General features: G+C 64.1%; 23 protein-coding genes and 3 pseudogenes. 17 read left to right on the top strand and 9 right to left on the bottom strand.

Annotated features, from left to right (window positions below; all coding sequences use genetic code 11):
* Positions 1–102: 102 nt before the first annotated feature.
* The 3 genes from NVV79_RS18020 to NVV79_RS18010 form a co-directional block, all read right to left on the bottom strand.
* Positions 103–387: a hypothetical protein gene (locus NVV79_RS18020; RefSeq protein ID WP_303992108.1), complete on the bottom strand. Its 285-nt coding sequence runs from the start codon at positions 385–387 to the stop codon at positions 103–105.
* A gap of 92 nt (positions 388–479) precedes the next feature.
* A complete protein-coding gene (locus NVV79_RS18015; protein WP_303992106.1) occupies positions 480–1031 on the bottom strand; it encodes a flavin reductase family protein in 552 nt (183 codons plus the stop codon).
* A 140-nt stretch (positions 1032–1171) separates the two neighbouring features.
* A complete protein-coding gene (locus NVV79_RS18010; RefSeq protein WP_303992103.1) occupies positions 1172–1774 on the bottom strand; it encodes a superoxide dismutase in 603 nt (200 codons plus the stop codon).
* 198 nt (positions 1775–1972) lie between these two features.
* On the opposite strand from NVV79_RS18010, the pseudogene NVV79_RS18005 reads away from it, so the two are divergent.
* The 12 genes and pseudogenes from NVV79_RS18005 to NVV79_RS17950 all read left to right on the top strand — a co-directional run bounded on the left by NVV79_RS18005 (position 1973) and on the right by NVV79_RS17950 (position 14572).
* Positions 1973–2574, top strand: a pseudogene (locus tag NVV79_RS18005) (helix-turn-helix transcriptional regulator).
* The gene (locus NVV79_RS18000) at positions 2571–3062 is read left to right on the top strand and encodes a group III truncated hemoglobin (protein ID WP_369684741.1); all 492 of its coding nucleotides are present in this window, start codon (positions 2571–2573) and stop codon (positions 3060–3062) included. Before NVV79_RS18005 ends, NVV79_RS18000 begins: the two are co-directional and overlap by 4 nt.
* 328 nt (positions 3063–3390) lie before the next feature.
* A complete protein-coding gene (gene cysT / locus NVV79_RS17995; protein ID WP_303992100.1) occupies positions 3391–4263 on the top strand; it encodes a sulfate ABC transporter permease subunit CysT in 873 nt (290 codons plus the stop codon).
* Positions 4250–5125: a sulfate ABC transporter permease subunit CysW gene (cysW, locus tag NVV79_RS17990; protein ID WP_303992098.1), complete on the top strand. Its 876-nt coding sequence runs from the start codon at positions 4250–4252 to the stop codon at positions 5123–5125. The genes cysT and cysW overlap by 14 nt, the downstream gene beginning before the upstream one ends.
* An 18-nt stretch (positions 5126–5143) precedes the next feature.
* Entirely contained in the window at positions 5144–6181 is a 1038-nt protein-coding gene (locus NVV79_RS17985) for a sulfate/molybdate ABC transporter ATP-binding protein (RefSeq protein WP_303992095.1), read from the top strand.
* A 179-nt stretch (positions 6182–6360) separates the two neighbouring features.
* Entirely contained in the window at positions 6361–7902 is a 1542-nt protein-coding gene (locus NVV79_RS17980) for a diguanylate cyclase (protein WP_303992092.1), read from the top strand.
* Positions 7899–8390, top strand: a complete 492-nt coding sequence (locus tag NVV79_RS17975; protein ID WP_303992089.1) for a hypothetical protein — start codon at positions 7899–7901, stop codon at positions 8388–8390. The genes NVV79_RS17980 and NVV79_RS17975 overlap by 4 nt, the downstream gene beginning before the upstream one ends.
* A 345-nt stretch (positions 8391–8735) precedes the next feature.
* Positions 8736–9665: an ABC transporter permease gene (locus NVV79_RS17970; protein WP_303992086.1), complete on the top strand. Its 930-nt coding sequence runs from the start codon at positions 8736–8738 to the stop codon at positions 9663–9665.
* The gene (locus NVV79_RS17965) at positions 9662–10834 is read left to right on the top strand and encodes an ABC transporter permease (protein WP_303992084.1); all 1173 of its coding nucleotides are present in this window, start codon (positions 9662–9664) and stop codon (positions 10832–10834) included. Before NVV79_RS17970 ends, NVV79_RS17965 begins: the two co-directional genes overlap by 4 nt.
* Positions 10831–11865 carry an ABC transporter ATP-binding protein gene (locus tag NVV79_RS17960; protein WP_303992082.1) on the top strand — a complete coding sequence of 345 codons (1035 nt, stop codon included), beginning with the start codon at positions 10831–10833 and terminating at the stop codon, positions 11863–11865. Before NVV79_RS17965 ends, NVV79_RS17960 begins: the two co-directional genes overlap by 4 nt.
* A gap of 23 nt (positions 11866–11888) precedes the next feature.
* A complete protein-coding gene (locus tag NVV79_RS17955) occupies positions 11889–12926 on the top strand; it encodes an ABC transporter ATP-binding protein (RefSeq protein WP_303992771.1) in 1038 nt (345 codons plus the stop codon).
* A 62-nt stretch (positions 12927–12988) separates the two neighbouring features.
* A complete protein-coding gene (locus tag NVV79_RS17950) occupies positions 12989–14572 on the top strand; it encodes an ABC transporter substrate-binding protein (RefSeq protein ID WP_303992079.1) in 1584 nt (527 codons plus the stop codon).
* A gap of 327 nt (positions 14573–14899) precedes the next feature.
* Here the strand turns inward: NVV79_RS17950 and NVV79_RS17945 are convergent, their stop codons facing one another.
* Positions 14900–15367 carry an Lrp/AsnC family transcriptional regulator gene (locus tag NVV79_RS17945; protein ID WP_303992076.1) on the bottom strand — a complete coding sequence of 156 codons (468 nt, stop codon included), beginning with the start codon at positions 15365–15367 and terminating at the stop codon, positions 14900–14902.
* Positions 15368–15516: 149 nt separating this feature from the next.
* Here NVV79_RS17945 and putA point away from each other — a divergent pair.
* The 3 genes and pseudogenes from putA to NVV79_RS17930 form a co-directional block, all read left to right on the top strand.
* Positions 15517–18123 (top strand): annotated as a pseudogene (gene putA / locus NVV79_RS17940) (bifunctional proline dehydrogenase/L-glutamate gamma-semialdehyde dehydrogenase PutA); the annotation flags it as partial.
* A 95-nt stretch (positions 18124–18218) separates the two neighbouring features.
* Positions 18219–18536, top strand: a pseudogene (locus tag NVV79_RS17935) (aldehyde dehydrogenase family protein); the annotation flags it as partial.
* A 198-nt stretch (positions 18537–18734) separates the two neighbouring features.
* Positions 18735–19001, top strand: a complete 267-nt coding sequence (locus tag NVV79_RS17930) for a hypothetical protein (protein WP_303992793.1) — start codon at positions 18735–18737, stop codon at positions 18999–19001.
* Positions 19002–19223: 222 nt separating this feature from the next.
* Here the strand turns inward: NVV79_RS17930 and NVV79_RS17925 are convergent, their stop codons facing one another.
* From NVV79_RS17925 to NVV79_RS17905, 5 genes are all read right to left on the bottom strand, one after another.
* Positions 19224–19712 (bottom strand): GAF domain-containing protein, encoded by a 489-nt coding sequence (locus tag NVV79_RS17925; RefSeq protein ID WP_303992073.1) that lies wholly within the window; start codon positions 19710–19712, stop codon positions 19224–19226.
* A 131-nt stretch (positions 19713–19843) separates the two neighbouring features.
* Positions 19844–20599, bottom strand: coding sequence for an ABC transporter ATP-binding protein (locus tag NVV79_RS17920; RefSeq protein WP_303992070.1), 756 nt, complete (start codon positions 20597–20599; stop codon positions 19844–19846).
* A complete protein-coding gene (locus tag NVV79_RS17915) occupies positions 20596–21429 on the bottom strand; it encodes an ABC transporter ATP-binding protein (protein WP_303992067.1) in 834 nt (277 codons plus the stop codon). Before NVV79_RS17915 ends, NVV79_RS17920 begins: the two co-directional genes overlap by 4 nt.
* Entirely contained in the window at positions 21429–22328 is a 900-nt protein-coding gene (locus tag NVV79_RS17910) for an ABC transporter permease (protein ID WP_303992064.1), read from the bottom strand. Before NVV79_RS17910 ends, NVV79_RS17915 begins: the two co-directional genes overlap by 1 nt.
* A gap of 226 nt (positions 22329–22554) precedes the next feature.
* Positions 22555–23547 (bottom strand): ABC transporter permease, encoded by a 993-nt coding sequence (locus NVV79_RS17905; RefSeq protein ID WP_303992768.1) that lies wholly within the window; start codon positions 23545–23547, stop codon positions 22555–22557.
* A 211-nt stretch (positions 23548–23758) separates the two neighbouring features.
* Here NVV79_RS17905 and NVV79_RS17900 point away from each other — a divergent pair, with 211 nt between their 5' ends.
* Positions 23759–24436: a helix-turn-helix domain-containing protein gene (locus tag NVV79_RS17900; protein ID WP_303992061.1), complete on the top strand. Its 678-nt coding sequence runs from the start codon at positions 23759–23761 to the stop codon at positions 24434–24436.
* Positions 24433–26019, top strand: a complete 1587-nt coding sequence (locus NVV79_RS17895) for an ABC transporter substrate-binding protein (protein ID WP_303992059.1) — start codon at positions 24433–24435, stop codon at positions 26017–26019. The genes NVV79_RS17900 and NVV79_RS17895 overlap by 4 nt, the downstream gene beginning before the upstream one ends.
* Positions 26020–26175 lie beyond the last annotated feature (156 nt).

Genomic DNA, 26175 nt, shown 5'->3' with positions numbered 1-26175 from the left:
GAGAGGGGTAGAAAATCCGCGTTCAGCGGATTTTCGAGGGTGAGGGGTTCTGCGCCATCCCATGCTTTAATGCTGGTGAGTAGCTCAAGGCCCCCATCCCCCTCAATGTACCGTCGTCGGCGGCACCGGAGCAATCTCCTCCCCGTCGCTGCCCACCTTCGGCCCGGCCCAGAACACCAGATACAGCAGCTCTTCCCCGTCAGCGTCGGTGATCTCGATCGAGCGCGGTATCCGCGTATCGCCGCCCGTGCTTGCGGCGCGCTCGACAATGGCCTTGGCCAGGGCCGCCGCATTGTGCTCGGCCGCCTCCAGGTCCGGCAATTCGCTGCCGTCAGTGTCGCGGATCAGTTCGTCATCGGTGCGATAGTGAAAGTAGAACCGGGGCATAAGGGCCTCCCTCGACGGAGGAAACGTCAAAGCCGGCAGGGAGTTGCCGGCGCGACGCAATCAATCGCGTCAGCTTGGCAGCTTCGCGCGCGTCAGTCGAGCCCGGTGAGCCCGCGATAGTCGTGCCGTTGCCACAGCAGCGGCGAGCGGCTGGCCGTCGTCTCCGCCTCGATGATGGCGCCGGCAAACAGCACATGGGTTCCCGTTTCCATCGAGCCGATCACGTCGCAGTCGAGCGCCGTCACCGCTCCCAGCAGCATCGGATGCCCCGACGGCCACTGGCTCCATTGCCCGGCATTGAACCGTTCTTCCGGCTCCACCCGCCCGGCAAAGGCGTCGGCCACCGCGGCCTGGTCATCCGCCAGCAGTGCCAGCGAAAAGCCGCCTGTCTTGGCGATCAGGTCGGCCAGCCGGCTCATGATGTCGATGGAAATGAGGATGGTCGGCGGATTCATCGACAGCGACAGCATGGATGTCACCGTCCGCCCGATCCGCTCGTCGCCACGCCGTGCCGTCACCACGCTCACGGTCGTCGCCATGCCCGACATGGCGGCCCGGAACTCGGCATTGCCCACCACCGGTTGTCGCGGCGGACGCAGGCGCATGGCGTCGGGCAGGTCGAAATCGGCCATAACTATATTCACGATTCTTCTCGACGTGCGTTTGTTCTACCCAACGGGCCATTCCAGCGAAAGCGGAACCTCTGTCTGATCCCGACGCCCCACACTCACCGTGTCACCCCGGCTCAAGGCCGGGATGACACCAAGCTATACCTTGGAGCGCCTTACCCCAAATTCGCTTCGGCAAACTCATAGTTCGCCAGTTTGTCGAGGAAGTTCGTCACATAGTCCGGCCGCCGGTTGCGGAAGTCGACGTAATAGCTGTGCTCCCACACATCGAGCCCCAGCAGCGGCTTGCCTTCGCCGGTCGCCAGCGGATTGGACCCGTTGGCTGTCTTGGTCACCTTCAGCTTGCCATCCGTTCCCAGCACCAGCCAGGCCCAGCCCGACCCGAACTGCGTGGTCGCGGCGGTTTTGAACTGCTCCTTGAACGCCTCGATCGAGCCGAAATCGCTCACGACCTTGCCTTCGAGCTTGCCGGGCAGGGCGCCGCCCTTGGGCGACAGCGCATTCCAGAAGTGGATGTGGTTCCAGTGCTGCCCGGCATTGTTGAACACCGGCACCAGCTCCGCCTTGCCATTGGCAAAGGCGATGATGTCTTCCAGCGACTTGCCGGCCAGATCGGCATTCTTCTCCACGAACCCGTTGAGTGCGGTCACATAGGCCTGGTGATGCTTGTCGTGGTGCAGCTCCAGCGTTTCCTGGCTCATGCCGCGCTCGGCCAGGGCAGAATGGGCATAGGGCAGGGCGGGAAGTTCAAAGGCCATTTTCGGTTCCTTTCGCTGGATCGGGGATGCGACAACACCGGCGCTTGCATTCCGCCGCGTCGCCGTTTATTCCAAGTGATGACTTTGAAAACCGCTGGCGCCAATATGTCAAGTCAGAACTTGGAAAATGTTGCCCCACGCGACGCAACTGCCGACAATGTAGCATGGTCACCGCGCAGCCCCGCCGAACGGGTGCTGATGGCGCTCAAGATGCACGGTGCCCTCTCGGCCTCCGCCATCGGAACGAAGCTCGGCACCACAGGTGAAGCCGCCCGCCAGCAGCTCGCGCGTCTCGCGGAAGAAGGCTTGGTCGTTGCCACCAGCGAGGCCAGGGGGTAGGGCGCCCCACCCAGAGCTGGAGCCTCACCCCATCGGCCCAGTCGCGCTTCCCCGACACCCATGCCGCGCTGACAGTGCAACTGCTCGGTATCGTCAAAGAATCGCTGGGCGAAGAAGCCCTCGATACCCTGATCTCCATCCGCGAAGCCGAAACCCGCGCTGCCTACGAGACCGAACTGGCCGACCGCACCAGCCTGCGCGACAAGGTCGCCGCCCTGGCCGAGCTGCGCTCCGCCGAAGGCTATATGGCCGATTGGCGCGAGGAGCCCGACGGTTCCCTCGTCCTCATCGAAAATCACTGCCCCATCTGCGCCGCCGCCACCGCCTGCCAGGGCTTCTGCCGCGCCGAGCTCGATGTCTTCCGCGCGGTGCTTGGTCCCGGCGCCGAAATCGAGCGCAACGAACATATCGTCAATGGCGGACGCCGCTGCAGCTACGCCATCCGCGAGGCTGACGCATGAGCGACTCCAATCCGCGTCCGCCCGTCGGCACCCGCCACCAGCGCGTCGGCTGGGAAACGCCCGCAGGGCTCGACGAAGCCATGATTCGATCAGTGGTCGACAGCTTCTATGCCGATGTGCGCCGCGATCCGCTGATCGGCCCCATCTTCAATCGCATCATCGCCCCCGAAGCCTGGCCGCACCACCTCGATCTCATTACCGATTTCTGGAGCTCCATGCTATTGGGCACCGGTCGCTATGGCGGTCGCCCCATGCCCAAGCACATGGCCATTCCCGAACTCGCCGATCCTCATTTCATGCGCTGGCTGGCCCTCTTCCGCCGCACCGTGGAGAGCATCTGCCCGCCCGACATTGCCGCGCTTTTCGTCGAGCGCTCCGAGCGTATTGGCAATTCCTTCCGCATGAACATCGCCATGCGCCGCGGCCAGGACATCACCGCCATGGCGCCCCTCCAGCGCGAAACCCCGCTCTGGACCCCGCCGAAATAGCATTGGCCCGTTGCCGCTTCTATCGCGATGTCATCCCGGTCTTGAGCCGGGATCCATCCTGAAATGCTACCGCGGGCATGATCTGAAGATGGGCACCGCGCACCATTATTCTCCCCATCCGCTAATCCGCCCCCTCCAACTCCACCGAAATCTTCTCAACCCCTCCATTTCGGAAATTTTTTCTCCCGACATTTAACCAAACGCCATTGCTGAACCTTGAGAAACTCGACTGGGACGATAGAGTTATTGTCGCCGAACCGGGTTGAGAGGTCGACATGTACTGCGCCGAATCTGCCGCAATGACGTCTGCCATATCAAGGGCTGCCGCTTGAGCGCCGCCGTTTCGTTTGCGCCCCGTCGTGGCTGGAGTTTCCGCCAGCCCAGTGTCATCCCGGGCTTCGGGCTGACGCTCGGTTTCACGCTGACCTATTTCTCGCTGATCATCCTCATCCCGCTGCTCGCCTTGGCCATCCGCTCTGCCGGCCTCGGCCCCGAGGGCTTCTGGAAAGCCGCCACCGACGCGCGCGTGCTCGGCTCCCTCCGCGTCAGCTTCGTCACCGCGCTCATCGCTGCCGGTGTCAATGTCGTCTTCGGCACGCTGATCGCCTGGGTCCTGGTGCGCTACCGCTTCCCCGGTCGCCGCATCTTCGATGCCATCATCGATCTGCCCTTCGCCTTGCCCACCGCCGTGGCGGGCATCGCCCTAACGGCCATCTACGCGCCGAACGGCACCATTGGCGCCCTGTTCGCCCCCCTCGGCTGGCGCATCGCCTACACGCCATCGGGCATTGTCATCGCCATGATCTTCATCGGCCTGCCTTTTGTCGTCCGCACCATCCAGCCCATCCTCGAAGAGGTGAGCCACGAGGTCGAGGAAGCCAGCGCCACCCTCGGCGCCAGCCGCTTCCAGACCATCACCCGCATCATCCTGCCCAGCCTCACCCCGGCCATTCTCACCGGTTTCGCTCTGGCTTTCGCCCGCGGCGTCGGCGAATACGGCTCCATCATCTTCATCGCCGGCAATATCCCCTTCGTCTCCGAAATTGCCCCGCTGCTGATCTATATCCGCCTGCAGGAATTCAACTATGTCGGCGCCACCGTCATCGCCACGGTGATGTTGCTGCTATCCTTCGCGCTGCTCTTCGTCATCAACCTGATCCAGGCCTGGTCCCGCCGGAGGTATGGCTATGGCAGCAACTAAGCTGCGCGCCCGCGTCCACCGCCGGGTTTCCCCCACCAGCGAAAGCCCGCTCGTTCAGTGGACGCTGATCGGCATTGCCCTGCTTTTCATGGCGGTCATCCTGCTGCTGCCGCTCTACGCCGTCTTCCACGAGGCTTTCGTCAAGGGCGTCGGCGCCTTCTTCGCGGCTCTGGGCGAAAGGGATGCGCAGGCCGCCATCCGCCTCACCCTGCTGGTTGCCGCCATTGCCGTGCCGCTCAATGTCGTCTTTGGCCTGGCCGCCTCCTGGGCCATCGCCAAGTTCGAATTCAAGGGCAAGGCCTTCCTCATCACCCTGATCGACCTGCCATTCTCGGTGTCGCCGGTCATTTCCGGCCTGGTCTATGTGCTGCTGTTCGGGGCAGGGAGCTTCCTCGGCCCCTTCCTCAAGAGCTACGGCATCGAAGTGCTTTTCGCCCTGCCGGGCATCGTGCTGGCCACCATTTTTGTCACCTTCCCCTTCGTCGCCCGCGAGCTTATCCCCCTGATGCAGGATCAGGGCACCGGCGACGAGGAAGCCGCGCTCTCGCTCGGCGCCAACGGCTGGCAGACCTTCTGGCGCGTCACCCTCCCCAATATCAAATGGGGCCTGCTCTATGGCGTGCTGCTCTGCAATGCCCGCGCCATGGGCGAATTCGGCGCCGTCGCCGTGGTTTCGGGCAAGATCCGCGGCCAGACCACCACCATGCCCTTGCAGGTGGAAATGCTCTACAATGAATATAATGCTGCGGCGGCCTTCGCCCTGGCGTCGCTGCTGGCCTTGCTCGCGCTGGTCACGCTGGTACTAAAGACCGCTCTGGAATGGCGTTTCGGCGACGAAATCGCAGCCGGCGGCGGTCACTGATTACGGGATTAGGTGTCTATGGAAGTTCGCGTTCAGAACGTGCGCAAGGAATTCGACCGGTTTCCAGCGCTGCACGATGTGTCGCTCGATATTCATTCGGGCGAGCTGATCGCATTGCTCGGCCCCTCGGGTTCAGGCAAGACCACTTTGCTCCGGCTCATTGCCGGCCTCGAAATGCCCACCCAGGGCAAGATTTTCTTCGGCGATGTCGACGCATCGGAAAAGAGCGTGCAGGAGCGCAATATCGGCTTCGTATTCCAGCACTATGCCTTGTTCCGCCATATGACGATCCTCGAAAACATCTCCTTCGGCCTCAAGGTCCGCCCGCGCTCCACCCGTCCCCCTTCGGGTGAAATCCGCCGCCGCGCCATGGAACTGCTCGATCTCGTCCAGTTGTCCGGCCTCGAAAAACGCTATCCCAACCAGCTCTCCGGCGGCCAGCGCCAGCGTGTTGCTCTGGCCCGCGCCCTCGCCATCGAGCCGGCCGTGCTGCTGCTCGATGAGCCCTTCGGCGCGCTCGACGCCCAGGTGCGCCGCGAATTGCGCAAGTGGCTGCGTGAAATCCACGACCGCACCGGCCACACCACGGTTTTCGTCACCCACGATCAGGAAGAAGCCCTCGAACTCTCTGACCGCCTCTGCGTCATGAGCCAGGGCAAGATCGAACAGGTCGGCACCCCCGACACGGTCTATGATTATCCCACTTCGCCCTTCGTCTTCGGCTTCATCGGCGAATCCAGCACCCTGCCGGTCGTGGTGGAAAACAACGAGCTCTGGGTCGGTGGCCGCGCCATCGGCCTGCCCGCGGGCGACGCCAAGCCGGGCAATGCGCGCCTGTTCTTCCGCCCGCATGATGTCGACCTCATCGAGGCCGATGCCTCGCTGGCCGGCGTCGTCACCACCGCGCGCCGCGTCGGCGGCACCCGTCGTGTCGAGCTCGAAATCGGCGGCGCCGGCCATCTCGTCGAGGTCGATCTGCCCTTCGACCATCCCGCCGGCGAAAAGACCCGTCTCTCCTTCCGCCCGCGCCGCTGGAAACTATTCCCCGCCGAGTGATCACGTAACAGTGTTCGTCGCCTAAATATTGTCGGCAATTAGTATTCTGGCGACGGAATCCGGTTTATATTGTCGATCCAACGCACTGAGAGCGGCCAGTGACAGAACCGACTGCGGCCTTGGTTGATGGATTTTCGCGGGGCACGCACCTGTTGCGCGCGGGCCTCTGCGATGAGGCCATGGTCGAGTTTCGCGCCGTCTATGCCGAGGCCGAAGCCGATGACAACGGCGAACTGATGGCCGCCTGCCTCTGCGAAATGGCCTGGTGCTGCTACAAGCTGGGCCTGGCCGAGCAGGGCCTGGAATGCGCCATGGGCGCCCGGTGGCTGCGCCAGCGTCAGGACGATACGGTCGAACTCGCCCGCGCCATGGCCGTGGAGGCCATTCTCTTCCTCGATCTGGGTTTCAGCGACGAGGCGTTCGAGCTGGCCGAGGAGGCCGTCAGGCTCGCCGAAGCCGGTACCGACCTCCCCGTGCTCGCCTTCACCTTCAATGCCAAGGGCATTGTGCTGGCCGTGTGCCACGAAATCGACCTGGGCATGGAGCTGCTCGAACGCGCCGTTTCCGTTGCCGCCAGCCAGACCAATGTCGCCGCCGAAGGCTATTACCTGCTCAATCTCGGTTTCTGCCACGCCAGGCTCGCCGCCGAAGCCGACACGCTCGGTGAGGAAGAGCGCGCCATCGGCGAACGCGAGGCAGCCATCGAGCTGACCGAAAGCGCCATCGAAAAGGCCGAGAGCAGCGGCGACCACTGGAGCCTGCGCGTCGCCCTGGGCAATACCGCCGAAATGCTGGGCCTCGAGGGCCGCTACGACCTTGCCCTCAAATATCTCGAACGCAGCGCCGCATTGCCCGGCGATCCCGGCATCAGCCTGCGCATCCATTATCTCTATACGCTCGGCGACGTCCTGTTTCGCGCCGGCCACCTTGACCAGGCTCGCGCGGTCATGACCGATGCGCTGGCCCTGGCCGACCAGAGCCCCCAGATCGACCATCAGGCCAACACCGCCAGCAAGCTGGCCGAAATCCTCGAAGCCCTGGGCGAAACCGCCGCCGCGCTGGCGCTGCACAAGCGGTTCCACACTCTCTATGTGCGCCAGTCGGGCGAAACCGCCCGCCGCCGTGCCCGCGTCGAGGAAATCCGCGCCGAGACCGAACAATTGCGCAGCCGCGCCGCCACCCTGGCCGATCAGGCCCTCAGCGATCCGCTAACCGGCATCGCCAACCGCCGCAGCTTCGACCAGATCCTCAACCGTCTGGCCGGCACGCCCATTGCCATCGCCATTGTCGATCTCGACAATTTCAAGTCGATCAACGACCGCTTCTCCCACATTGTCGGCGACGCGGTCTTGCAGCGCGTGGCCCAGGCCATCGTCGCCCAGATCGGTCCCCATGGCCACGCCGCGCGCCTCGGTGGCGAGGAATTCGCGCTGATCTTCCCCGACGCGCCCGAAGCCACCGCCGCGGCCTTCTGCGAGGGCGTCCGCGTCGCCATCTGCTCCACGTCATGGTCCGACCTCGCCCCCGACCTCGCCGTCACCGTCAGCATTGGTCTGGCCTCCGGCGATGGCGATACGCCCTCCGGCGATCTGCTGCAGGCCGCCGATAACCGCCTCTACCTCGCCAAGGCCAATGGCCGCGACCAGCTCGTCTCCACCGACGGCCCGATCCTCGCGCCCATGGCTACTACTGCCGGCGAACGCCGCCGGTGGCGCGCATGACCGCCCCCTTCCGCGCCTTCGAGGAAAAACTCGCCCGCTATGCCGATCCGGCCGAAACGGGCAGGGCACTGCACGACCTCGCCGCGACCATTATCCCGGCCCACCTCTTCACCCTCACGGCCATCAACATGGCCGCGATGCAGGTCCGCCGCGTCTATTCCAGCCACCCCGATGTCTATCCTCTGCTCGGCACCAAACCCATCGTCCTCGACGACTGGTTCCGCAGCATGCAGACCGAGCGCCGCATCACGGCCATCAACACGGCTTCAGGCATGGAAGGCCAGTTCCCCGATCTGGCGCTGATCCGCACCCTCGGCTGCAACAGCTCCCTCAGCATCCCCATCATGGCCGGCAACGATCTCCTGGGCACCATCAACGCCCTCGACGCCGAAGGCAGCTATCCGCCCGAAGCCATCGACCGCGCTGCCGACCTGATCATCCCCGCCACTGCGGTCTTCCTCATCCTGCGCGGCCATTTCACGTTGTAGGTTTCTTCCGTTCCCACCAACAACGATCGTCACCCTCGGGCTTGACCCGAGGGCTCTTCACTTGCTGAACGCACCGCAAGGACAGGCCCCTCGGGTCAAGCCCCGAGGGTGACGCGCGGTGAGGACCGGAATATCACCACAAACCATTGCCCGGCTCCTCCTCCTATCAGGGGGAGGTTGGGAGGGGGTGCTCCGATCCCTCCACCCGCAACCAGCGCACCTCACGCAAAAATCTCCCACCAATCCCCCTTGCAGTAAAAAAATTTTGGTGCTGGAATAGTAATTATGTCAGACATTTGGCGCTGACCACACTTCGCCGTTTCATATCCTGCGGGAAGCGCTGATATGCCCCTCTACATTCTTCAGCGCCTCGGCATGATGCTCCTGACCCTCTGGGCCATCGTCACGCTGACCTTCTTCCTGATGCATGCCGTGCCCGGCGGCCCCTTCGTCTCCGAGCGCATGCTGGCGCCCGAGATCGAAGCGGCCCTCAATGCCAAATACGGCCTCGACCAGCCCATCTGGGTGCAATATCTGAGCTACCTGCGCGGCATCGTGACGCTCGACCTCGGTCCGTCCTTCAAATATCCGGGCGTCTCCATCAACACGATGATCGCAGATGGCCTGCCGGTCACCCTGCGCACCGGCCTGCTCGCCGTCATCGCCGTGGTCGCCCTCGGCGTTCCCCTCGGCATCGTCGCCGCGCTCAACCGCAACAGGTGGCCCGACACCACGGTCATGCTGATCGCCACCATCGGCGTCGCCATCCCCTCCTATGTCATCGCCACCGTTACGCTCTACATTTTCGCCTTGCGCCTCGGCTGGGTGCCCACTTTCGGCCTCGACGACTGGCGCGGCTATATCCTGCCGGTCTTCGCCCTGTCCGGCTTCTGGATATCCTTCGTCGCCCGGCTCACCCGCTCGTCCCTGCTCGAAACCTTCGAGCAGGATTACATGACCACCGCCCGCGCCAAGGGTCTGCGCCCCGGCCAGGTGCTGTTCAAGCACGGCCTGCGCAATTCGCTGATCCCGGTCATCACCATTCTCGGCCCGGTCGTCGCCAATCTCATCACCGGCAGCTTCGTCATCGAGCAGATTTTCGCGTTGCCCGGCATCGGCCGGCAATTCGTGCTGTCCATCACCAACCGCGACTACACCGCCATCATGGGCATCACCATCTTCTACGCCGCCGCCCTCATGGTGATGATCCTCATCGTCGACCTGCTCTATGCCGTGCTCGATCCCCGCATCAAGCTGACTGAGGCATCCGCATGAGCGATATCGCCCCCGAAATGTGGGACAAGCTCTCGCCCTCCGACAGCGCCGCGGTCACGTCGGCGCCCAGCCTCACCTATTGGCAGGATGCCCGCCGCCGCCTCTTCGCCAACAAGCCGGCCGTAGTCTCGATCATTTTCATCGTGCTGCTGATCCTGGCCGCCATCTTCGGCCCGCTCTTCAGCCCCTTCACCTATGCCGACCAGAACCTGCGCCTCGCCAATATTCCACCCGCTTTCGAGACCTACAGCGTCGCGGACGGGCAGGGGGGTACCACCCGCTTCTTCCTCAATGCTTCCAACTTCAACCTCTACGAGGTCGATGCCGAGGGCCATGTCCTCGGCCTGCTGCGCGGCGAGCGCAAGGACATGCTCAAGAAGTCCCAGGCCTTCATCTTCGGCGACACCACCATCACCCTCGACTACAGCAAGCTGCCCGCCAGACTCCTCGCCGAAGACGGCGCCACCATCTCGCCCTCAGGCTGGTCGTGGAACCGCACCTACATCTTCGGCACCGACCAGCTTGGCCGCGACGTGCTCGTCCGCCAGCTCTATGGCGCCCGCATCTCTCTGACCGTCGCCTTCGTCGCCACGCTGGTGAACTTCTTCATCGGCATCTTCTATGGCGGCATTGCCGGCTATATCGGCGGCAAGACCGATGCCGTCATGATGCGCGTGGTCGAGATCATCGCCACCATCCCGCTGACGCTCTATGTCGTCCTGCTCATGGTGGTGTTCGACTCCGGCCTCTATTCCATCATCATCGCCATCGGCTCGGTCTTCTGGGTCGATATGGCCCGCATCGTCCGCGGCCAGATACTCTCCCTCAAGAGCCAGGATTATGTCGCCGCCGCCCGTACCATGGGCGCCGGCACCGGCCGCATCCTCACGCGCCATCTGCTGCCCAATTCCATCGGCCCCATCATCGTCACGCTGACCATGCTCATCCCCTCGGCCATCTTCATCGAGAGCTTCATGAGCTTCATCGGCCTGGGCGTCACCCCGCCGCTGGCCTCGTGGGGCACGCTGACATCAGATGCTGTCGAAACCATGCGCGCCTATCCGCACCAGCTCTTCTTCCCCGCCGCCGCCATTTCGCTGACTATGTTCGCCTTCAATTTCCTCGGCGATGGCCTGCGCGACGCGCTCGATCCCCGGTTCCGCCGATGACCGAGCCAATCCTCTCCGTCCGCGACCTCAAAACCTCCTTCTTCACCCAGCGCGGCGAAGTCCAGGCCGTGCGCGGCGTCAGCTTCGACGTCTATCCCGGCGAAATCCTCGGCATTGTCGGTGAAAGCGGCTCCGGCAAATCCATCACCTGCATGTCCATCCTGCGCCTGCTCAAACCCGCTGGCCGCATCAAGTCCGGCTCCGCGATCTTCGACGGCCAGGACCTCATGACCCTGTCCGAAGCCGACCTCAGCGATGTCAGAGGCAATCGCATCGGCATGATCTTCCAGGACCCCATGACCTCCCTCAATCCCACTCTTTCGGTGGGCGAACAGGTCATCGAAACCATCCTGCGCCACCGCAAGGCCACCCGCGCCGAAGCCCGCGCCCGCGCGGTGGAGCTGTTCGAACTCGTCCGCATCCCCTCTGCCGCCGAACGCCTCAAGTCCTATCCGCATGAATTCTCCGGCGGCATGCGCCAGCGCGTCATGATCGCCATCGCGCTGGCCTGCGACCCGAAACTTCTCATCGCCGACGAACCCACCACCGCCCTCGACGTCACCATCCAACGCCAGATCCTCGGTCTCCTCAGGGACCTCCAGCAGCGCCTCGGCATGGCCGTCATCCTCATCACCCACGATCTCGGCGTCATCGCCGAAGTCACCGACCGTATCGTGGTCATGTATGGCGGCCTCGTCATGGAAACCGGCCCCGTCCGCGACCTCTTCGCCACGCCAAAACACCCCTACACGCGCGGCCTCCTCGCCTCCGTCCCCGATCTGCGCGACGACACCCATCGCCGCCTCACTCCCATCCCCGGTTCTCCCCCCGACATGGCCCACCCGCCATCAGGCTGCCCCTTCACCCCGCGCTGTCCCCACGCCATGCGTATCTGCGCCACCGACCTGCCACCCATCTTCGGCATCGGGCAGGGCGCCAGATGCTGGCTCCACCACCCCGAAGCGCCTCCCTCCCTTCTCCCCTCGCGGGAGAAGGTGCCCGAAGGGCGGATGAGGGGGCCTTCGCCATGACCGCCAAGCCAACCACAAACGCGATGCCACTCCTCCCCCTATCAGGGGGAGGCCGGGAGGGGGTATCCGAGGAAAAGACTCCCCTCGTCGCCATCCGCGACCTCCACAAGCACTTCCACGTCGGCGGTTCCCTCTTTACCCCGCCCGCCACCCTGCGCGCCGTCGATGGCGTCGACCTCGACATAGTCAGGGGCGAAACGCTCGGCCTCGTCGGCGAATCCGGCTGCGGCAAGTCCACGCTCGCCCGCACCCTCATCCGCCTTCACAAGCCCACCTCCGGCAGCATCACCTTCGACGGGACAGACGTCGCCACATCAAGCGAACGCGACCTCACCCCGTTCCGCCGCCGCGTGCAGATGATCTTTCAGGACCCCTATGCGTCCCTCAATACGCGCATGACCGTCCGCGACCTCATCGCCGAGCCCCTCGAAATCGCCCGCATCGGCACGCCGGCTTCGCGCACCGCCAAGGTCCACGAACTCCTCGCCCGCGTCGGCCTCCATGCCGATCACGCCAATCGTTTCGCCCACGAATTCTCCGGCGGCCAGCGCCAGCGCATCGGCATCGCCCGCGCCATCGCCCTCGAGCCTGACCTCGTCATCTGCGACGAGCCGATCTCCGCCCTCGACGTTTCCGTCCAGGCCCAGGTCGTCAACATGCTGGAAGACCTGCAGGACCAGCTCGGCCTCACCTACCTCTTCATCACCCATGATCTCTCGATGGTGCGTCACATCTCCGACCGCATCGGCGTCATGTATCTCGGCAAGATCGTCGAGCTGGCCTCCAACACCGATCTTTATGCCCGCCCGTCGCACCCCTATACGCAGGCGCTGCTCGCCTCGATTCCGGTGCCCGACCCCACCGCCACCCGCCCCGCCGAGCCGATGCGCGGTGAAATCCCCAGCCCCTTGCACATTCCCCCTGGCTGCCGCTTCCGCACCCGTTGTCCCCTGGCCACGGATCTCTGCGCCCGCGCCGAACCCGAACTCCGCGACATCGGCAACGGCCACCTCGCCGCCTGCCATTATGCCGGTGATGCGGCGCCTCAACAGGCAGCATAAGCTGGCCTCGACAATAAACGACCGGGCAGGGGCCAACCCGCCCAAACACAGGAGAGAAGACGATGACCAAGCACTTCCTGCCGCTGCTGACCGCAGCCTTCCTCGCCTCCACCGCAGGCGCCTTCGCCGCCGGGGAGCTGACCTATGTGGTCAACAATGAATCCGCCAAATACGACCCCGGCACCACTGCCGAAACCTTCGCTGCGCCCATCATCGGCAACACCTTCGAGGGCCTGGTTCGCTTCGACGCCAATAACGAGATCGTCCCCGCCCTCGCCGAATCCTGGGAAGTCTCCGAGGACGGCCTGACCTACACCTTCCACCTGCGCGACGCGAACTGGTCCGACGGCCAGCCCGTCAAGGCATCCGACTTCGTCTATGCCTGGACCCGCGTGCTCGATCCGGCCACCGGCGCCATGAACGCCCCGATGCTCTTCTCCATCGTCGGCGCCGAGGAAGCCTATGCCGCCCCCGGCAGCGAAGGCACCATCGAAATCCACGCCCCCGACGACAAGACGCTGACCTTCACCCTCAAGCAGCGCGTCCCCTACATGATGCAACTGCTGACCTACACCACCTTCTTCCCGGTCCGACAGGACGTGGTTGAAGCCGATCCCGAAGGCTGGACGCGCAATCCCGCCACCTTCATCGGCACCGGCCCCTTCCGCGTCACCGCGTTCAACCAGGGCGAGTCCGTCGTCTTCGAGAAGAACCCGGAATATTACGACGCCAACGCGGTTTCCCTCGACAAGCTCACCTTCCGCCTGATCCCCGATCCGGCCACGGCCCTCGCCGCCATGGAAGCCGGCGATGTCGACGGCATCGAATCCGTCCCCGCGCCTGAAATCCCGCGCCTCTCGGTCGAGTCCGACGCCTTCATGGTCGTGCCCGCCCTCGGCACCACCTATGCCTTCTTCAATCCGCATCAGGCCCCGCTCGACAATCTCAAGGTTCGCCAGGCCCTCTCCATGGCCATCGACCGCGAGGAAATCGTCGAATTCGTCCTGCAATCCGCCGATATTCCGGCCATGGGCCTCGTCCCGCCCGGCATGACCATAGCCGGCGAGGAATTCACCGAGGGTCGCGACACCTTCGGCCTCGCCCCCGTTGCCGAAGTCGAAGAGGCCCAGGCCCTGTTGGCCGAAGCCGGCTACCCCAATGGCGAGGGCTTCCCCAAGACGCTCTTCGTCACCTATTCGTCCCCGCCGATCGAAAAGCTGCTCGAAGCCATCCAGCAGATGTGGAAGCAGAACCTCAATATCGACGTCGATATCCAGGCCACCGAATGGCAGGTCTTCTATCCCGAGGTCCAGAAGGTCGAATACCAGATCGCCCAGATGGGCTGGGGCGCCGACTATCCGCACCCCATGACCTTCCTCGATAACTTCGTCACCGGCAGCCCGAACAATCTCGCCAATTGGTCCAATGCCGATTATGACGCCGCCATCGCCGCCTCCAAGGCCACCGGCGACGAAGCCGAGTCCCTCGCCGAAATGCGCAAGGCCGAGGCCATCCTGATGAATGACCACGTCATCCTGCCGCAATACCACCGCAACAACTACATGATGATGAGCCCCGAAGTGATGGGCTTCTGGCGCTCGACCCTGAACGTCCCATACTTCCGGGATGCTCACTTTATGGAGTGAGGCGCGACCCGCAGGGGCAAATCGCTCCGGTGGAGCGATTTGAGCGCCGAACGCCCGAGCGCAAGCGAGGGCAGGAGCGTGCCGCAACCACCGCACCCACCCTCCCCCTTGTGGGGAGGGAAGCGAGATAGGGCTTAGCTTCAGCTAAGTCCGTTGAATCGAGCAGGGTGGGGGTATCGCTCCGCGAGTTCATGCGTGAATACCCCCTAACCTCCCCCTGAAAAGGGGGAGGAATCCGCGCGGTGATTGAGGCACCATAGTGCCCAAGCTCGATCTGTTCCTCCCCCTATCAGGGGGAGGCTAGGAGGGGGTATCCGCTAAACCCCCTCACTCCTCATCCCCCTTCACCGCCTCCATCGACACATGCGTCGACGTATGCGCCACATGGGGCAGGGCGCTGATCCGCTCCCCCAGCACCTCCCGATAGTCGGCAATATCCTTGGTCCGCACCTTGAGCAGATAGTCGAAGCTCGACGCGATCATATGCGCCTGCTCCACCTCCGGAATCGCCCGCACCGCCTTGTTGAAGGCATCCAGCGCCGCCTTGCGCGTATCGCTCAGCTTCACCTCGACAAACGCCACATGCGGCAATCCCAGCCGCTTGGGGTCGATCACCGCTCGATACCCCAATATATACCCGGCCTTCTCCAACCGCGTGATCCGCGCTTGGCACGGCGTCTTGCTCAGGTTCACCCGCCGGCTCAGCTCCGCCACGCTGATCCGCCCATCCTTGGCCAACTCATCCAGGATATGCCGGTCGATCTGGTCCAAAGTCTCGTATGTAACGGTTTTCATGGGCGTAAATCCTGCAATCTGCCTTCACGATAACGCTTCACGCCGCTTAGCGCCATCAGATCAGGCGAAACGCCTGCCAATTGCCCTGTATTCTCAGCAGACCTCATGGTGAGCCTGTCGAACCACGAGGTCGTGCCCCAGGAGCCCCCGTGACCGCCATCACCACCATCCGCCACATCCTCCGCGCCCAGAACCTGGCCGACGAAACCACCCTCGTCCACGACCTCATCGCCGCCACCGGCCTCGATGCCACGGCACGCCAATCCATCTCAGCCCATGCCGAGGCCCTCGTCACCTCGGTCCGCAAGGGCAACCGCCTCGGCCTGATGGAGTCCTTCCTCGCCGAATACGGCCTCGCCACCGACGAGGGCGTTGCCCTCATGTCCCTGGCCGAAGCCTTGCTCCGCGTGCCCGATGCCGAAACCGTCGATGCCCTCATCCACGACAAGGTCGGCGGCTCCGACTGGACGGGCCATTTCGGCGGCTCGCCCAACCAGTTGGTGAACTTTTCTTCCTGGGCCCTCAGCCTCACCGCCGACGTTCTCGGCGATCCCGAAATCGGCCCGCGCAATGCCCTCCACCGCGCCATAGCCCGCCTCGGCGAACCGGTCATCCGCACCGCCGTCGCCCAGGCCATGCGCCTGCTGGGCAGCCAGTTCGTCTTCGGCCGCACCATCGACGAAGCCGTTTTCAATGCCCGCAAGCCCGAAGCGCAAGGCTACCGCTATTCCTACGACATGCTGGGCGAAGCCGCTCGCACCGGCGCCGACGCCGCCCGATATTTCGACGCCTATTCCCGCGCCATCGCCACCCTGGCCCCGCGCTGCACGTCTCCCTCGGTCCGCGACAATCCCGGCATTTCGGTAAAACTCTCCGCCCTCCACCCGCGCTACGAGTTCGCGCAGCGCCACCGCGTCATGGCCGAACTGGTTGATCTGACTCGTAAACTGGCTCTCGCCGCCAGGGCCGCAAACATGGGTTTCAATATCGACGCCGAGGAAGCCGACCGCCTCGATCTCTCCCTCGACATCATCGCCGAAGTCTTGGCCACGCCCGAACTGGCGGGTTGGGACGGCTTCGGCGTCGTCGTCCAGGCCTATGGCAAGCGCGTCCTCCCCCTGATCGACTGGCTCGACGCCACCGCCAAATCCCTCGATCGCCGCATCATGGTCCGCCTGGTCAAGGGCGCCTATTGGGATGCCGAGATCAAGCGCGCCCAGGTCCTCGGCCTGCCGGGCTACCCCGTCTTCACCCGCAAGGCCTCGACCGATATCAGTTACATCGCCGCCGCGAAAAAGCTCTTCGCCGCCGGCAATATCTACCCGCAATTCGCCACCCACAACGCCCACACCGCCTGCGCCGTGCTCCACCTGGCCACCAAAGCGGGCAGGGGGCCTGAAACCTTCGAGTTCCAGCGCCTCCACGGCATGGGTGAGCGCCTGCATGAAGTGCTTCGAACAAATCACGGCACCCGCACCCGCATCTACGCCCCCGTCGGTGCCCACAAGGACCTGTTGGCCTATCTCGTCCGCCGCCTCCTCGAAAACGGCGCCAACGGCTCCTTCGTCTACCAGATCGCCGACGAAGACATCCCGGCCTCGGTGGTTGCGGAGGATCCCGTGGCCAAGGTGCTGGCCCTCGAAGCCATCCCCAACCCGGCCATTCCATCCCCCTCAGCCATCTTCGCCCCGCGCCAAAACTCCATCGGCCTCGACCTCACCGACCCCATCGCCTTCCCGGATATGGAATCCGCCCGCACCACCTTCGCCACCACCCAATGGTACGCCGAACCGCTGATCGCGCTACGACCACCGCACGGTTCCTCCCCCTATCAGGGGGAGGTTAGGAGGGGGTACTCCGATACTTCCCCGCTCACCAACCCCGCCGATCCCACCGACATCCTCGGCACCGTCACCAACGCCACCGATGCCGACGTCGCCACCGCCATCTCCGCCGCCACCCGATCCCCCTGGCCGCAAACCCCGGTGCAAACCCGTGCCAATCTCCTCCGCGCCGCGGCCGACCTCTACGAAGCCAACCGCCCCGAACTCTTCGCCCTCCTCGCCCGCGAAGCCGGCAAGACCTGGGCCGATGCCGTGGCCGAAGTCCGCGAAGCCGTCGATTTCCTGCGCTATTACGCCGTCGAGGCCGAGCGCCATCCCCTCGCATCCCCCCGCGGCCCCATATCAGCCATCTCGCCGTGGAATTTCCCCCTGGCCATCTTCACCGGCCAGATCGCTGCCGCCCTCGTGGCCGGCAATCCCGTCCTCGCCAAGCCCGCCCCGCAGACCCCGCTCATCGCCTTCCGCGCCGTCCAGCTCATGCACCAGGCCGGCATTCCCACCGACGCCATCCAGCTCCTGCCGGGGGCAGGGGAGGTCGGCACCGCCCTGACCTCTAATCCCGCCATTTCAGGCGTCGTCTTCACCGGCTCGCTCCCCACCGCCCGCAAGATCGACCGCGCCATGGCCGCCCATTTGGCGCCATCAGCGCCCCTCATCGCCGAAACCGGCGGCCTCAACGCCATGATCGTGGATTCCACCGCGCTCCCCGAACAGGCCGTGCGCGACATCCTCGCCTCCGCCTTCCAGTCCGCAGGCCAGCGCTGCTCCGCCCTCCGCGTCCTCTATGTGCAGGAGGATGCCGCTGAACGAACCATCGAGATGCTGAAAGGCGCCATGGACGAACTGACCATGGGTAATCCCTGGCACCTCAGCACCGATATCGGCCCCGTCATCGACGAAGCCGCCAGAGCAAAAATCCAGGCCCATATCGACACTTACGAGAAAAACAGGAATCTGATTCATCGCTTGAAGGAGCTGCCCAGCCCCCCGGAGAACCTCATGGTGAGGTGCGAGCTCTTGCGAGAACAGAACCACGAGGTTCGGGCACTGGGACCTTCGTCGCCCCCACCGTCCTGCGCATCAAATCCATTGCCGACCTCGCCGAAGAAATCTTCGGCCCCGTCCTCCACATCGCCACCTTCAAATCCGACGAACTGGATGCGGTCATATCGGCCATCAACGCGAGCGGCTACGGCCTCACTTTCGGCCTCCACACCCGCATTTCCTCGCGCGTCCGCCAGGTTTCGAACAGCGTCCGCGCTGGCAATATCTATATCAACCGCAACCAGATCGGCGCTGTCGTCGGCTCCCAGCCCTTCGGCGGCGAAGGTCTCTCCGGCACCGGCCCCAAGGCCGGCGGCCCGCACTACCTGCCGCGCTTCACCCTGGGCTACGGCTCCGCCCAGACAGCGCCACTGCCGCTGCCCGGCCCCACCGGCGAAAGCAACATCATGCACACCGCACCGCGCGGCACCGTGCTCTGCCTCGGCCCCACGCCCGCGGATCAGCAAGCTCAGGCCACCATGGCCGCCACCTCGGGCAACACCGCCATTCTGGCCAATCTCGATCTCGACACCCTGACCAATGCCACGACCTTCGACGCCGTGGCTTACTTCGCCGAAGACAGCGATCTCCGGTCCATCCGCCAGGCTCTCAGCGCCCGCGAAGGCGCCATCATCCCGCTACTGACCTCAGCAGAGGACGGCGCCCGCCTCCTCGTCGAACGCCACGTCTGCATCGACACCACAGCCGCCGGCGGCAACGCCACGCTGATGGCACAGGCGGGATAGATATCGCCCAGGAGTGGAGCCACCCCTCGCCCCCTGCGGAAAACCGGGTGAGGGGTTCTCCCCGCGAGTCCGATGTTTTGGAAGCAACCCCTCATCCACCCCTTCGGGGCACCTTCTCCCGCAAGGGGAGAAGGGAAGGGTGCCACATCCCCAATCTGTTCCTCCCCCTATCAGGGGGAGGCTAGGAGGGGGTATCCCCTTGGCAACAATCGTCTTCGCCTTTCAGCGCGCCACCATCGCCGCCAGCTTCGCCGGAACCGCCACCACCTCACGGATCGCCGCCACCCGCTCCGGCGTATAATACCCCTCCACATCGAGCATGTTCACCGTCCCCACCAGCGCCCCGCCCAGCACCACCGGCATGTTCACCACGCTCTGGCAGCCCAGCGAATTGATCAGTTCATAGTCCGGAAACACCTTGGCGATATCGGCGATCGTATTGGCCACGAAATACTTCCGCTCCTTGTGCACGATATCGAACCATGAATCGTAGCGGATCGGCTTGGTCCCCGACGTCGGATAGTTCGCCGCGTCGCTCGTATAGGCACGCCGCGCCACTTCGTTCGCCATGTCCACGGTCATATAGGTGAAGAGCTTCGCCCCCACCGTCGCCTGAACAAGCGCCTGCAGCGCCGAAAACGCCGCGTCGGCCCCCTTGGCCTCGGCAATATCGGCATCGAACCGCGCAATGGCGTCAGCATAGTCAGTCATGAAATTGATCCTTGAGTTTGAATTCTCGGCCCCTTCGCCTCCCTCCCCCCGTGGGGAGGGACCGAGGGTGGGGTTCTGCGCGCGGGAGAAGGCTGGATGGCAACAAAAGCCCCGAGCTGTTCAGGGGGAGGCTAGGAAGGGGTATCCGCCAGGACTCTTCCTTCCGTCGCCGCCAGCAGCTCCCGCGAATACGGCTCCACCAACCGCTCGGTCTTCAGCAGCTCCACATCCGCCACTTCCACGATCCGCCCCTGCCGCATCACGGCCAGCCGGTCGCACAGAAAGCTCACCACCGGCAGGTTGTGCGTCACCAGCAGATAGGTCAGCCCCTGTTCCCGACGCAGGCGCTTGAGCAGGTTCAGGATTTCCGCCTGCACCGACACGTCCAGCGCCGAAGTCGGCTCATCCAGCAGCAGCACCTTGGGCTCCAGCATCAGCGCCCGCGCAATCGCCACGCGCTGCCTCTGCCCGCCCGATAATTGATGCGGAAAGCGAAACCGGAACCGCTGGTCCAGCCCCACCGCGCCGAGCATGGCTTCCACCCGCTCGCCGCGATTGCCGATGCCGTTGATATCGAGCGGCTCGCTCAGCACGGCGTCGATGGTCTTGCGCGGATGCAGCGATCCATAGGGGTCCTGGAACACCATCTGCACCTGCCGCGCCACATCGCGCTCGATGCCATGGCTGCGTGTCTTGCCCAGCACGGCGATCTCGCCCGTCCAGTCCGGCGCCAGCCCGGCAATCGCCCGCAGAATGGTCGATTTCCCCGATCCGCTCTCGCCCACCAGCGCGAAGCTTTCGCCCTCCGCTATGTCGAGGTTCACCCCATGCACCACCTTGGTGTCGCCATAGGAAATATCGAGATTGCTGAGAGAAATCGCGCTCATGTGCCCGCCCATTGCGTCCGGTCGAGCACCGGCAATTCGTCCCGGCTTTCGTCGATGACAGGCATCGCCGCCAGCAGCCCGCGCGTATAGGGATGCTGCGCCTTGTCCAGTTCCCCCGCCGCGCATTCCTCCACCACCGTCCCGGCATTCATCACCAGGATCCGGTCGCAATAGCGGCTGACGAGGTTGAGGTCATGGCTGATCAGGATCAGCCCCATGCCCTTCGATGTCACCAGATCGTCGATAATGTCGAGCACCTGCGCCTGCACGCTCACATCCAGCGCGGACGTTGGCTCGTCGGCGATCAGCAGTTCCGGCTCGGGGATCAGCATCATGGCGATCATCACCCTTTGCCCCATCCCGCCCGAAACCTCATGCGGATAAAGCCCTGCCACCCGCTGCGGATCATCGATCCGCACCGCTTCCAGCATCGCCAGTATTCGTTCATTCACCGCCCGCCGGGGCAGCTTCTCATGCGTCACCAGCGCCTCGGCGATCTGCTCGCCCACGGTCATCACTGGATTGAGCGAAAACTTGGGGTCCTGCATCACCATGGAAATACGCGCGCCCCTGATGGCCCGCATCTGCTTTTCGCTCTGGCTGCGAATATCCACCCCATCGAATTCCAGCCGATCCGCCGTCACCAGCCCCGGCTTGCGGATGAGCTTGAGGATGGCCCGTCCCGTCATCGACTTGCCCGACCCGCTCTCGCCCACAATCCCCAGCCGCTCCCGGCCCAGGGTGAACGAAATGCCTTTGACGACCTCGACCCTGCCGCGATGGGTGGGAAAGCTGACGCGCAGGTTCTGAACCGAGAGCAGGGGTGCCATCACTTCCCCTCACTCTTCGGATCGAGCACATCCCGCAACCCATCGCCCAGGAAACAGAACCCCAAACTCACCACAATGATCGCGAAGCCCGGCATGGTCGCCACCCACCACTGGTCGAGGATGAACGTCCGCCCGCGCGAAATCATCGCGCCCCATTCCGGCAGCGGCGGCTGCGCGCCCAGTCCGAGAAAGCCCAGCCCGGCCGCCGTCAGGATCACCCCGGCCATATCGAGCGTCACGCGAATGATCATCGAGGACGTACATAGCGGCAGGATATGCCGCACGATCACCCGCACGGGAGAGGCCCCCTGCAGCCGCACCGCCGCAATGAACTCCGCGTTCCGTATGGTCAGCGTCTCCGCCCGCGCAATGCGCGCATAGGCCGGCCACGAGGTAATGGCGATGGCGATGATCGCATTGTTGATGCCCGGCCCGAGCGCCGCCACGAATGCCAGCGCCAGGATCAGCTTGGGCATCGACAGGAAGATATCGGTAATGCCCATCAGCACCCGATCGGTCCAGCCACCGAAATATCCCGCCACCGCCCCGATCAGCAGTCCCAGCGGCGCCGAGATCAGGGCCACCAGCAGCACGATAGTCAGGGTGATCTGGCTACCCCAGATCACCCGCGAAAAGATATCGCGCCCCAATTCGTCCGTACCCATCCAGTGCATATCGGAAGGCGGCGCCAGCCGGTTCGCCAGATCTTGCCCCGTCGCCGAATAGGGCGCCAGCCACGGCGCAAACACCGCTGTCAGCACCAGTACCAGGATGATGATCCCGCCCACCACCGACAGCGGATTGCGCAGCAGCGCCGTGAACACCCGATAGGCCCGCCCCACACTGGCCTGCCAGCGCGAAGTGGGAGAGTCGTCAAGCAACCAGTCGCGCGTGGTCATGCCGGCACCCCCCTCCGAGCGCCGCTAGGCGCTGCGCGCCAAGCTCTGCTTGCCTCCCCCTCAAGGGGGGAGGTGGATACGGTGGGCATGACGGCATCTCGCCCCAACCCCGATGTCACCCTCCCCCTTGAGGGGAGGGTAGCGCCGCTAGGCCCGCAGGGCCGTAGCAGAGATAGGGAGGGGGTGTCGAACGCGCCGAGACCACGATGTTCGTTTGAACAACCCATCACCGTGCCCTCGGATCAAGCACCCGATACAGCACGTCGGATACCTTGTTGATGAAGATGAACACCGCCCCGATCACCAGCGTCGAGCCCAGCACGGCATTCATGTCCGCATTGAGCAAAGCCGTGGTCAGGTAATTCCCGATCCCCGGCCACGAAAACACCGTCTCGATCATGACCGATCCCTCGAGCAGCCCCGCATAGCTCAGCCCGATCACCGTAATCAGCGGCACCCGTATCGGATTGAACGCATGCCGCCAGATCACCACCCGCTCCGGCACGCCCTTGACGCGCGCCGTGGTCACGAATTCCTGGCTCAACTGGTCCAGCATGAAGCTGCGCGTCATGCGCGCGATATAGGCCAGGCTGAAAAAGCCCAGCACCGAAGCGGGCAAAATGAGATGGCTCACCGCATTCCAGAAAATGTCCACCTCGCCCGCCAAGAGGCTATCGACCAGGATCAGCCCGGTCACCGGGCTCACCAGCCCGTCATAGAAAATGTCGAGCCGCCCCGGTCCGCCCACCCAGCGCAGCCGCGCATAGAACAGCGCCAGCCCCACCAACCCCAGCCAGAAGGCCGGCATGGAATAACCCAGCAGCCCCACCACGCGGATCACCTGGTCTACCACCGAGCCCTGCCGGCTCGCCGCGATCACCCCCAGCGGCACGCCCAAAGCCACGCCGATGAAAATGCCGATCGTCGCCATTTCCAGCGTCGCCGGAAAGAACCGGCTGAGATCGTCCACCACCGCACGCCCGGTCGAAACCGATTTGCCCAGGTCCCCCGAGAACACGCCCACCACATAATTGAAGAACTGGATCGGCAACGGCTGGTCCAGCCCCATCTGCACCTTGGCCGCCTCGTAGACGGCAGGCGTCGCCCGGTCGCCCACCACTGACAGTACCGGGTCGATGGGGATCACCCGCCCGATGAAGAAGGTGATGGCCAGCAGCCCCAGAAAGGTGAGGAAAACCGTGACGACAAAGCCCAGCACCGCCGAAACGCCACGGCCCAGCCTGCGTCCTTGCGACGAAGTCGGGGCAGGGGAGACAGCAATCTGCGGCTCGATGCTCAAGCAAAAATCCCCTAACGAAAACAGTACACTACGTCCGCAAGATGACTCTCTTGCAGACCCTTAACCCTTCACATTTCGCTTCCACCATACAGAAAACTTTGCTTATATCAAAAAAATTTTGGTGGGACGGATGGCGGGCGCAGCACTGGCAAAGTCGGAACTGGAAGGGCATCCCAAAGTGGGTGCTCTCATTCGTGCCCGCCGCCGCCAGCAGCATATGACGCTGGAATCCCTCGGCAAGGCCGCTGATGTTTCTGTCGGCTATCTCAGCCAGGTCGAGCGTGACCACGCTACGCCTTCCCTGGGCACTCTGGCCGGCATTGCCCGCGCCCTCGGCGTCGGCATCGACTACTTCGTTTCCGCCCCCACGGCGCAGACCGCGCTGACCCGCGCCAATGAGCGCAATCGCTTCTCGCTCGACGGTTCCTCCATCGTCTATGAGCGCCTTGGCACCGAATTCCCCGGCAACCAGCTCTCCAGCTTCATCATGACCGTTCCGCCGGGCTACCGCTCCGAAACGGTGGCCCATGAGGGCGAGGAAATCCTCTACGTGCTCGAAGGCGCCATCACCCAGCGCCTCGATGGCGAGGAAATGCTGATGAATGCCGGCGACAGCCTGCATTTCCGGGGCAATCGCCCCCATTCCTGGTCCAACCATACCGACCAGCCGGCGCGCCTCCTCTGGACCGGCACGCTCACCCTCTTCCGCTCCTCGGCCAAGCCGCCCCGGCAGGCCGTCGCGGTGGCAAAACCCGGCCCCGAGCCGGTGAAGAACAAGAAGATAGTCAACAAGGAGAAACGCTCATGAAGCTCTTCCGGGCTGCACTGCTCGCTACCGCATTGTCGCTGCCTCTGGCAGCCGGCGCCGTCTATGCCGCTACTCCCGCCGATGCCCTGGTCATCGCCCAGAATATCGACGACATCGTCGCGCTCGATCCCGCCCAGGCCTATGAATTCACCTCCGGCGAGATCAACACCAACGTCTATGACCGTCTCGTCGGCTACGAAGCCGAAGACACCACGGTCCTCGCCGCCGGCCTCGCCAGCGAGTGGGTGGCCGATGACGCTGCCAAGACCATCACCTTCACCCTGCGCGACGCCAGTTTCGCCTCGGGCAATCCGGTGCGTCCGGAAGACGTGGTCTTCTCCTTCTCCCGCGTCATCAAGCTCAACCTCACCCCGGCCTTCATTCTCGCCCAGCTCGGCTGGACCCCCGAGAATATCGCCGACATGGTCACCATTGCCGATGGCAAGGTCGTGGTGAAATACGAGGGCGATTTCTCCTCCGCCTTCGTGCTGAACGTGCTGGCCTCGCGCCCGGCCTCCATCGTCGACGAAGTCCTCGTCATGGAACATGCCGAAGGCGAAGACCTCGGCAATGCCTGGCTCAATACGCATTCCGCCGGTTCGGGCCCCTTCGTCATGTCCGATTATCGCCCGGCCGAAATCGTCCGCCTCACCGCCAATGAGAGCTACTTCCGCGGCGCGCCGGCCATGAAGTCGGTCATCATCCGCCACGTTGCCGAAGCCGCCACCCAGCAGCTCCTGCTGACCTCGGGCGACATCGACCTCGCCAAGAACCTCACCCCCGACCAGATCGCCGGCCTCCCGGCCGATAGTGTCAAGGTCGAGACCTACCCACAGGCCGCCGTCCACTTCCTCTCCTTCAACCAGAAGACCGAATCCCTCACGCCTCCGGCCGTATGGGAAGCGGCCCGTTACCTGGTCGATTACGACGGCATGACCCAGTCCTTCCTCAAGGGCCAGATGGAAATCCACCAGGCTTTCTGGCCCAAGGGCTTCCCCGGTTCCTATGACGAGACGCCCTATTCGCTCGACGTCGAAAAGGCCAAGCAGATCCTGGCCGATGCCGGTATCGAGACGCCGATCAACGTCACGCTCGACGTGATCAATTCGGCGCCCTTCACCGACATGGCCCAGTCCCTGCAGGCCACTTTCGCCGAAGCCGGCATCAATTTCGACATCCTGCCCGGCACCGGCGCCCAGGTCATCACCAAGTATCGTGACCGCACGCACCAGGCTATGCTGCTCTATTGGGGCCCGGACTTCATGGATCCCCACTCCAACGCCAAGGCCTTCGCCTACAATTCGGACAATTCCGACGATAATTTCACGGCCACCACCACCTGGCGCAACGCCTGGGCCGTGCCCCAGGAACTGAACGATCAGGTCACCGCAGCCCTCGCCGAAGCCGACCAGGCCAAGCGCAACGAGGACTACATCGCGATCCAGAAGGAAGCCCAGGCCAATTCGCCGATCGTCATCATGTTCCAGGCGGCCTTGACCATCGCCATGGCCAACAATGTCGAAGGCTACGTCAACGGCGCCACCTCCGACTTCGTCTACTATCGCCTGGTCACCAAGGACTAAGGCGGCAGTCCAGGAGCCGGGCTACCTCCTCCAGCCCGGCTCCTGTCCATTCAAGAATACCCCCTCCTGGCCTCCCCCTGAAAGGGGGAGGAACCGCCTTGTGAATGTGGCACCCGTTGGCCTCAACCACCGGCCAGATTCCTCCCCCTATCAGGG

Origin of the sequence: Devosia ginsengisoli, from assembly GCF_024707105.1 — a bacterium.
In the GTDB taxonomy this organism is placed as follows: Bacteria; Pseudomonadota; Alphaproteobacteria; order Rhizobiales; family Devosiaceae; genus Devosia; species Devosia ginsengisoli_A.
Note: the sequence above shows the minus strand (reverse complement) of the source record. Positions and strands in the feature narration are given on the sequence as shown.

Bases quoted from the DNA above. Each gene is read 5' to 3' on its own strand.
- NVV79_RS17925 (WP_303992073.1), bottom strand. From the start codon at position 19,712: ATGACTGACTATGCTGACGCCATTGCGCGGTTCGATGCCGATATTGCC.
- NVV79_RS17985 (WP_303992095.1), top strand. From the start codon at position 5,144: ATGGAAGTTCGCGTTCAGAACGTGCGCAAGGAATTCGACCGGTTTCCA.
- NVV79_RS17920 (WP_303992070.1), bottom strand. From the start codon at position 20,599: ATGAGCGCGATTTCTCTCAGCAATCTCGATATTTCCTATGGCGACACC.
- NVV79_RS17945 (WP_303992076.1), bottom strand. From the start codon at position 15,367: ATGAAAACCGTTACATACGAGACTTTGGACCAGATCGACCGGCATATC.
- NVV79_RS17955 (WP_303992771.1), top strand. From the start codon at position 11,889: ATGCCACTCCTCCCCCTATCAGGGGGAGGCCGGGAGGGGGTATCCGAG.
- NVV79_RS17930 (WP_303992793.1), top strand. From the start codon at position 18,735: ATGGCCGCCACCTCGGGCAACACCGCCATTCTGGCCAATCTCGATCTC.
- NVV79_RS18010 (WP_303992103.1), bottom strand. From the start codon at position 1,774: ATGGCCTTTGAACTTCCCGCCCTGCCCTATGCCCATTCTGCCCTGGCC.
- cysW (WP_303992098.1), top strand. From the start codon at position 4,250: ATGGCAGCAACTAAGCTGCGCGCCCGCGTCCACCGCCGGGTTTCCCCC.
- NVV79_RS17980 (WP_303992092.1), top strand. From the start codon at position 6,361: ATGGTCGAGTTTCGCGCCGTCTATGCCGAGGCCGAAGCCGATGACAAC.
- NVV79_RS17915 (WP_303992067.1), bottom strand. From the start codon at position 21,429: ATGGCACCCCTGCTCTCGGTTCAGAACCTGCGCGTCAGCTTTCCCACC.
- NVV79_RS17895 (WP_303992059.1), top strand. From the start codon at position 24,433: ATGAAGCTCTTCCGGGCTGCACTGCTCGCTACCGCATTGTCGCTGCCT.
- NVV79_RS17960 (WP_303992082.1), top strand. From the start codon at position 10,831: ATGACCGAGCCAATCCTCTCCGTCCGCGACCTCAAAACCTCCTTCTTC.
- NVV79_RS17975 (WP_303992089.1), top strand. From the start codon at position 7,899: ATGACCGCCCCCTTCCGCGCCTTCGAGGAAAAACTCGCCCGCTATGCC.
- NVV79_RS18020 (WP_303992108.1), bottom strand. From the start codon at position 387: ATGCCCCGGTTCTACTTTCACTATCGCACCGATGACGAACTGATCCGC.
- NVV79_RS17910 (WP_303992064.1), bottom strand. From the start codon at position 22,328: ATGACCACGCGCGACTGGTTGCTTGACGACTCTCCCACTTCGCGCTGG.
- NVV79_RS17950 (WP_303992079.1), top strand. From the start codon at position 12,989: ATGACCAAGCACTTCCTGCCGCTGCTGACCGCAGCCTTCCTCGCCTCC.
- NVV79_RS17900 (WP_303992061.1), top strand. From the start codon at position 23,759: ATGGCGGGCGCAGCACTGGCAAAGTCGGAACTGGAAGGGCATCCCAAA.
- NVV79_RS17965 (WP_303992084.1), top strand. From the start codon at position 9,662: ATGAGCGATATCGCCCCCGAAATGTGGGACAAGCTCTCGCCCTCCGAC.
- NVV79_RS17970 (WP_303992086.1), top strand. From the start codon at position 8,736: ATGCCCCTCTACATTCTTCAGCGCCTCGGCATGATGCTCCTGACCCTC.
- NVV79_RS18000 (WP_369684741.1), top strand. From the start codon at position 2,571: ATGAGCGACTCCAATCCGCGTCCGCCCGTCGGCACCCGCCACCAGCGC.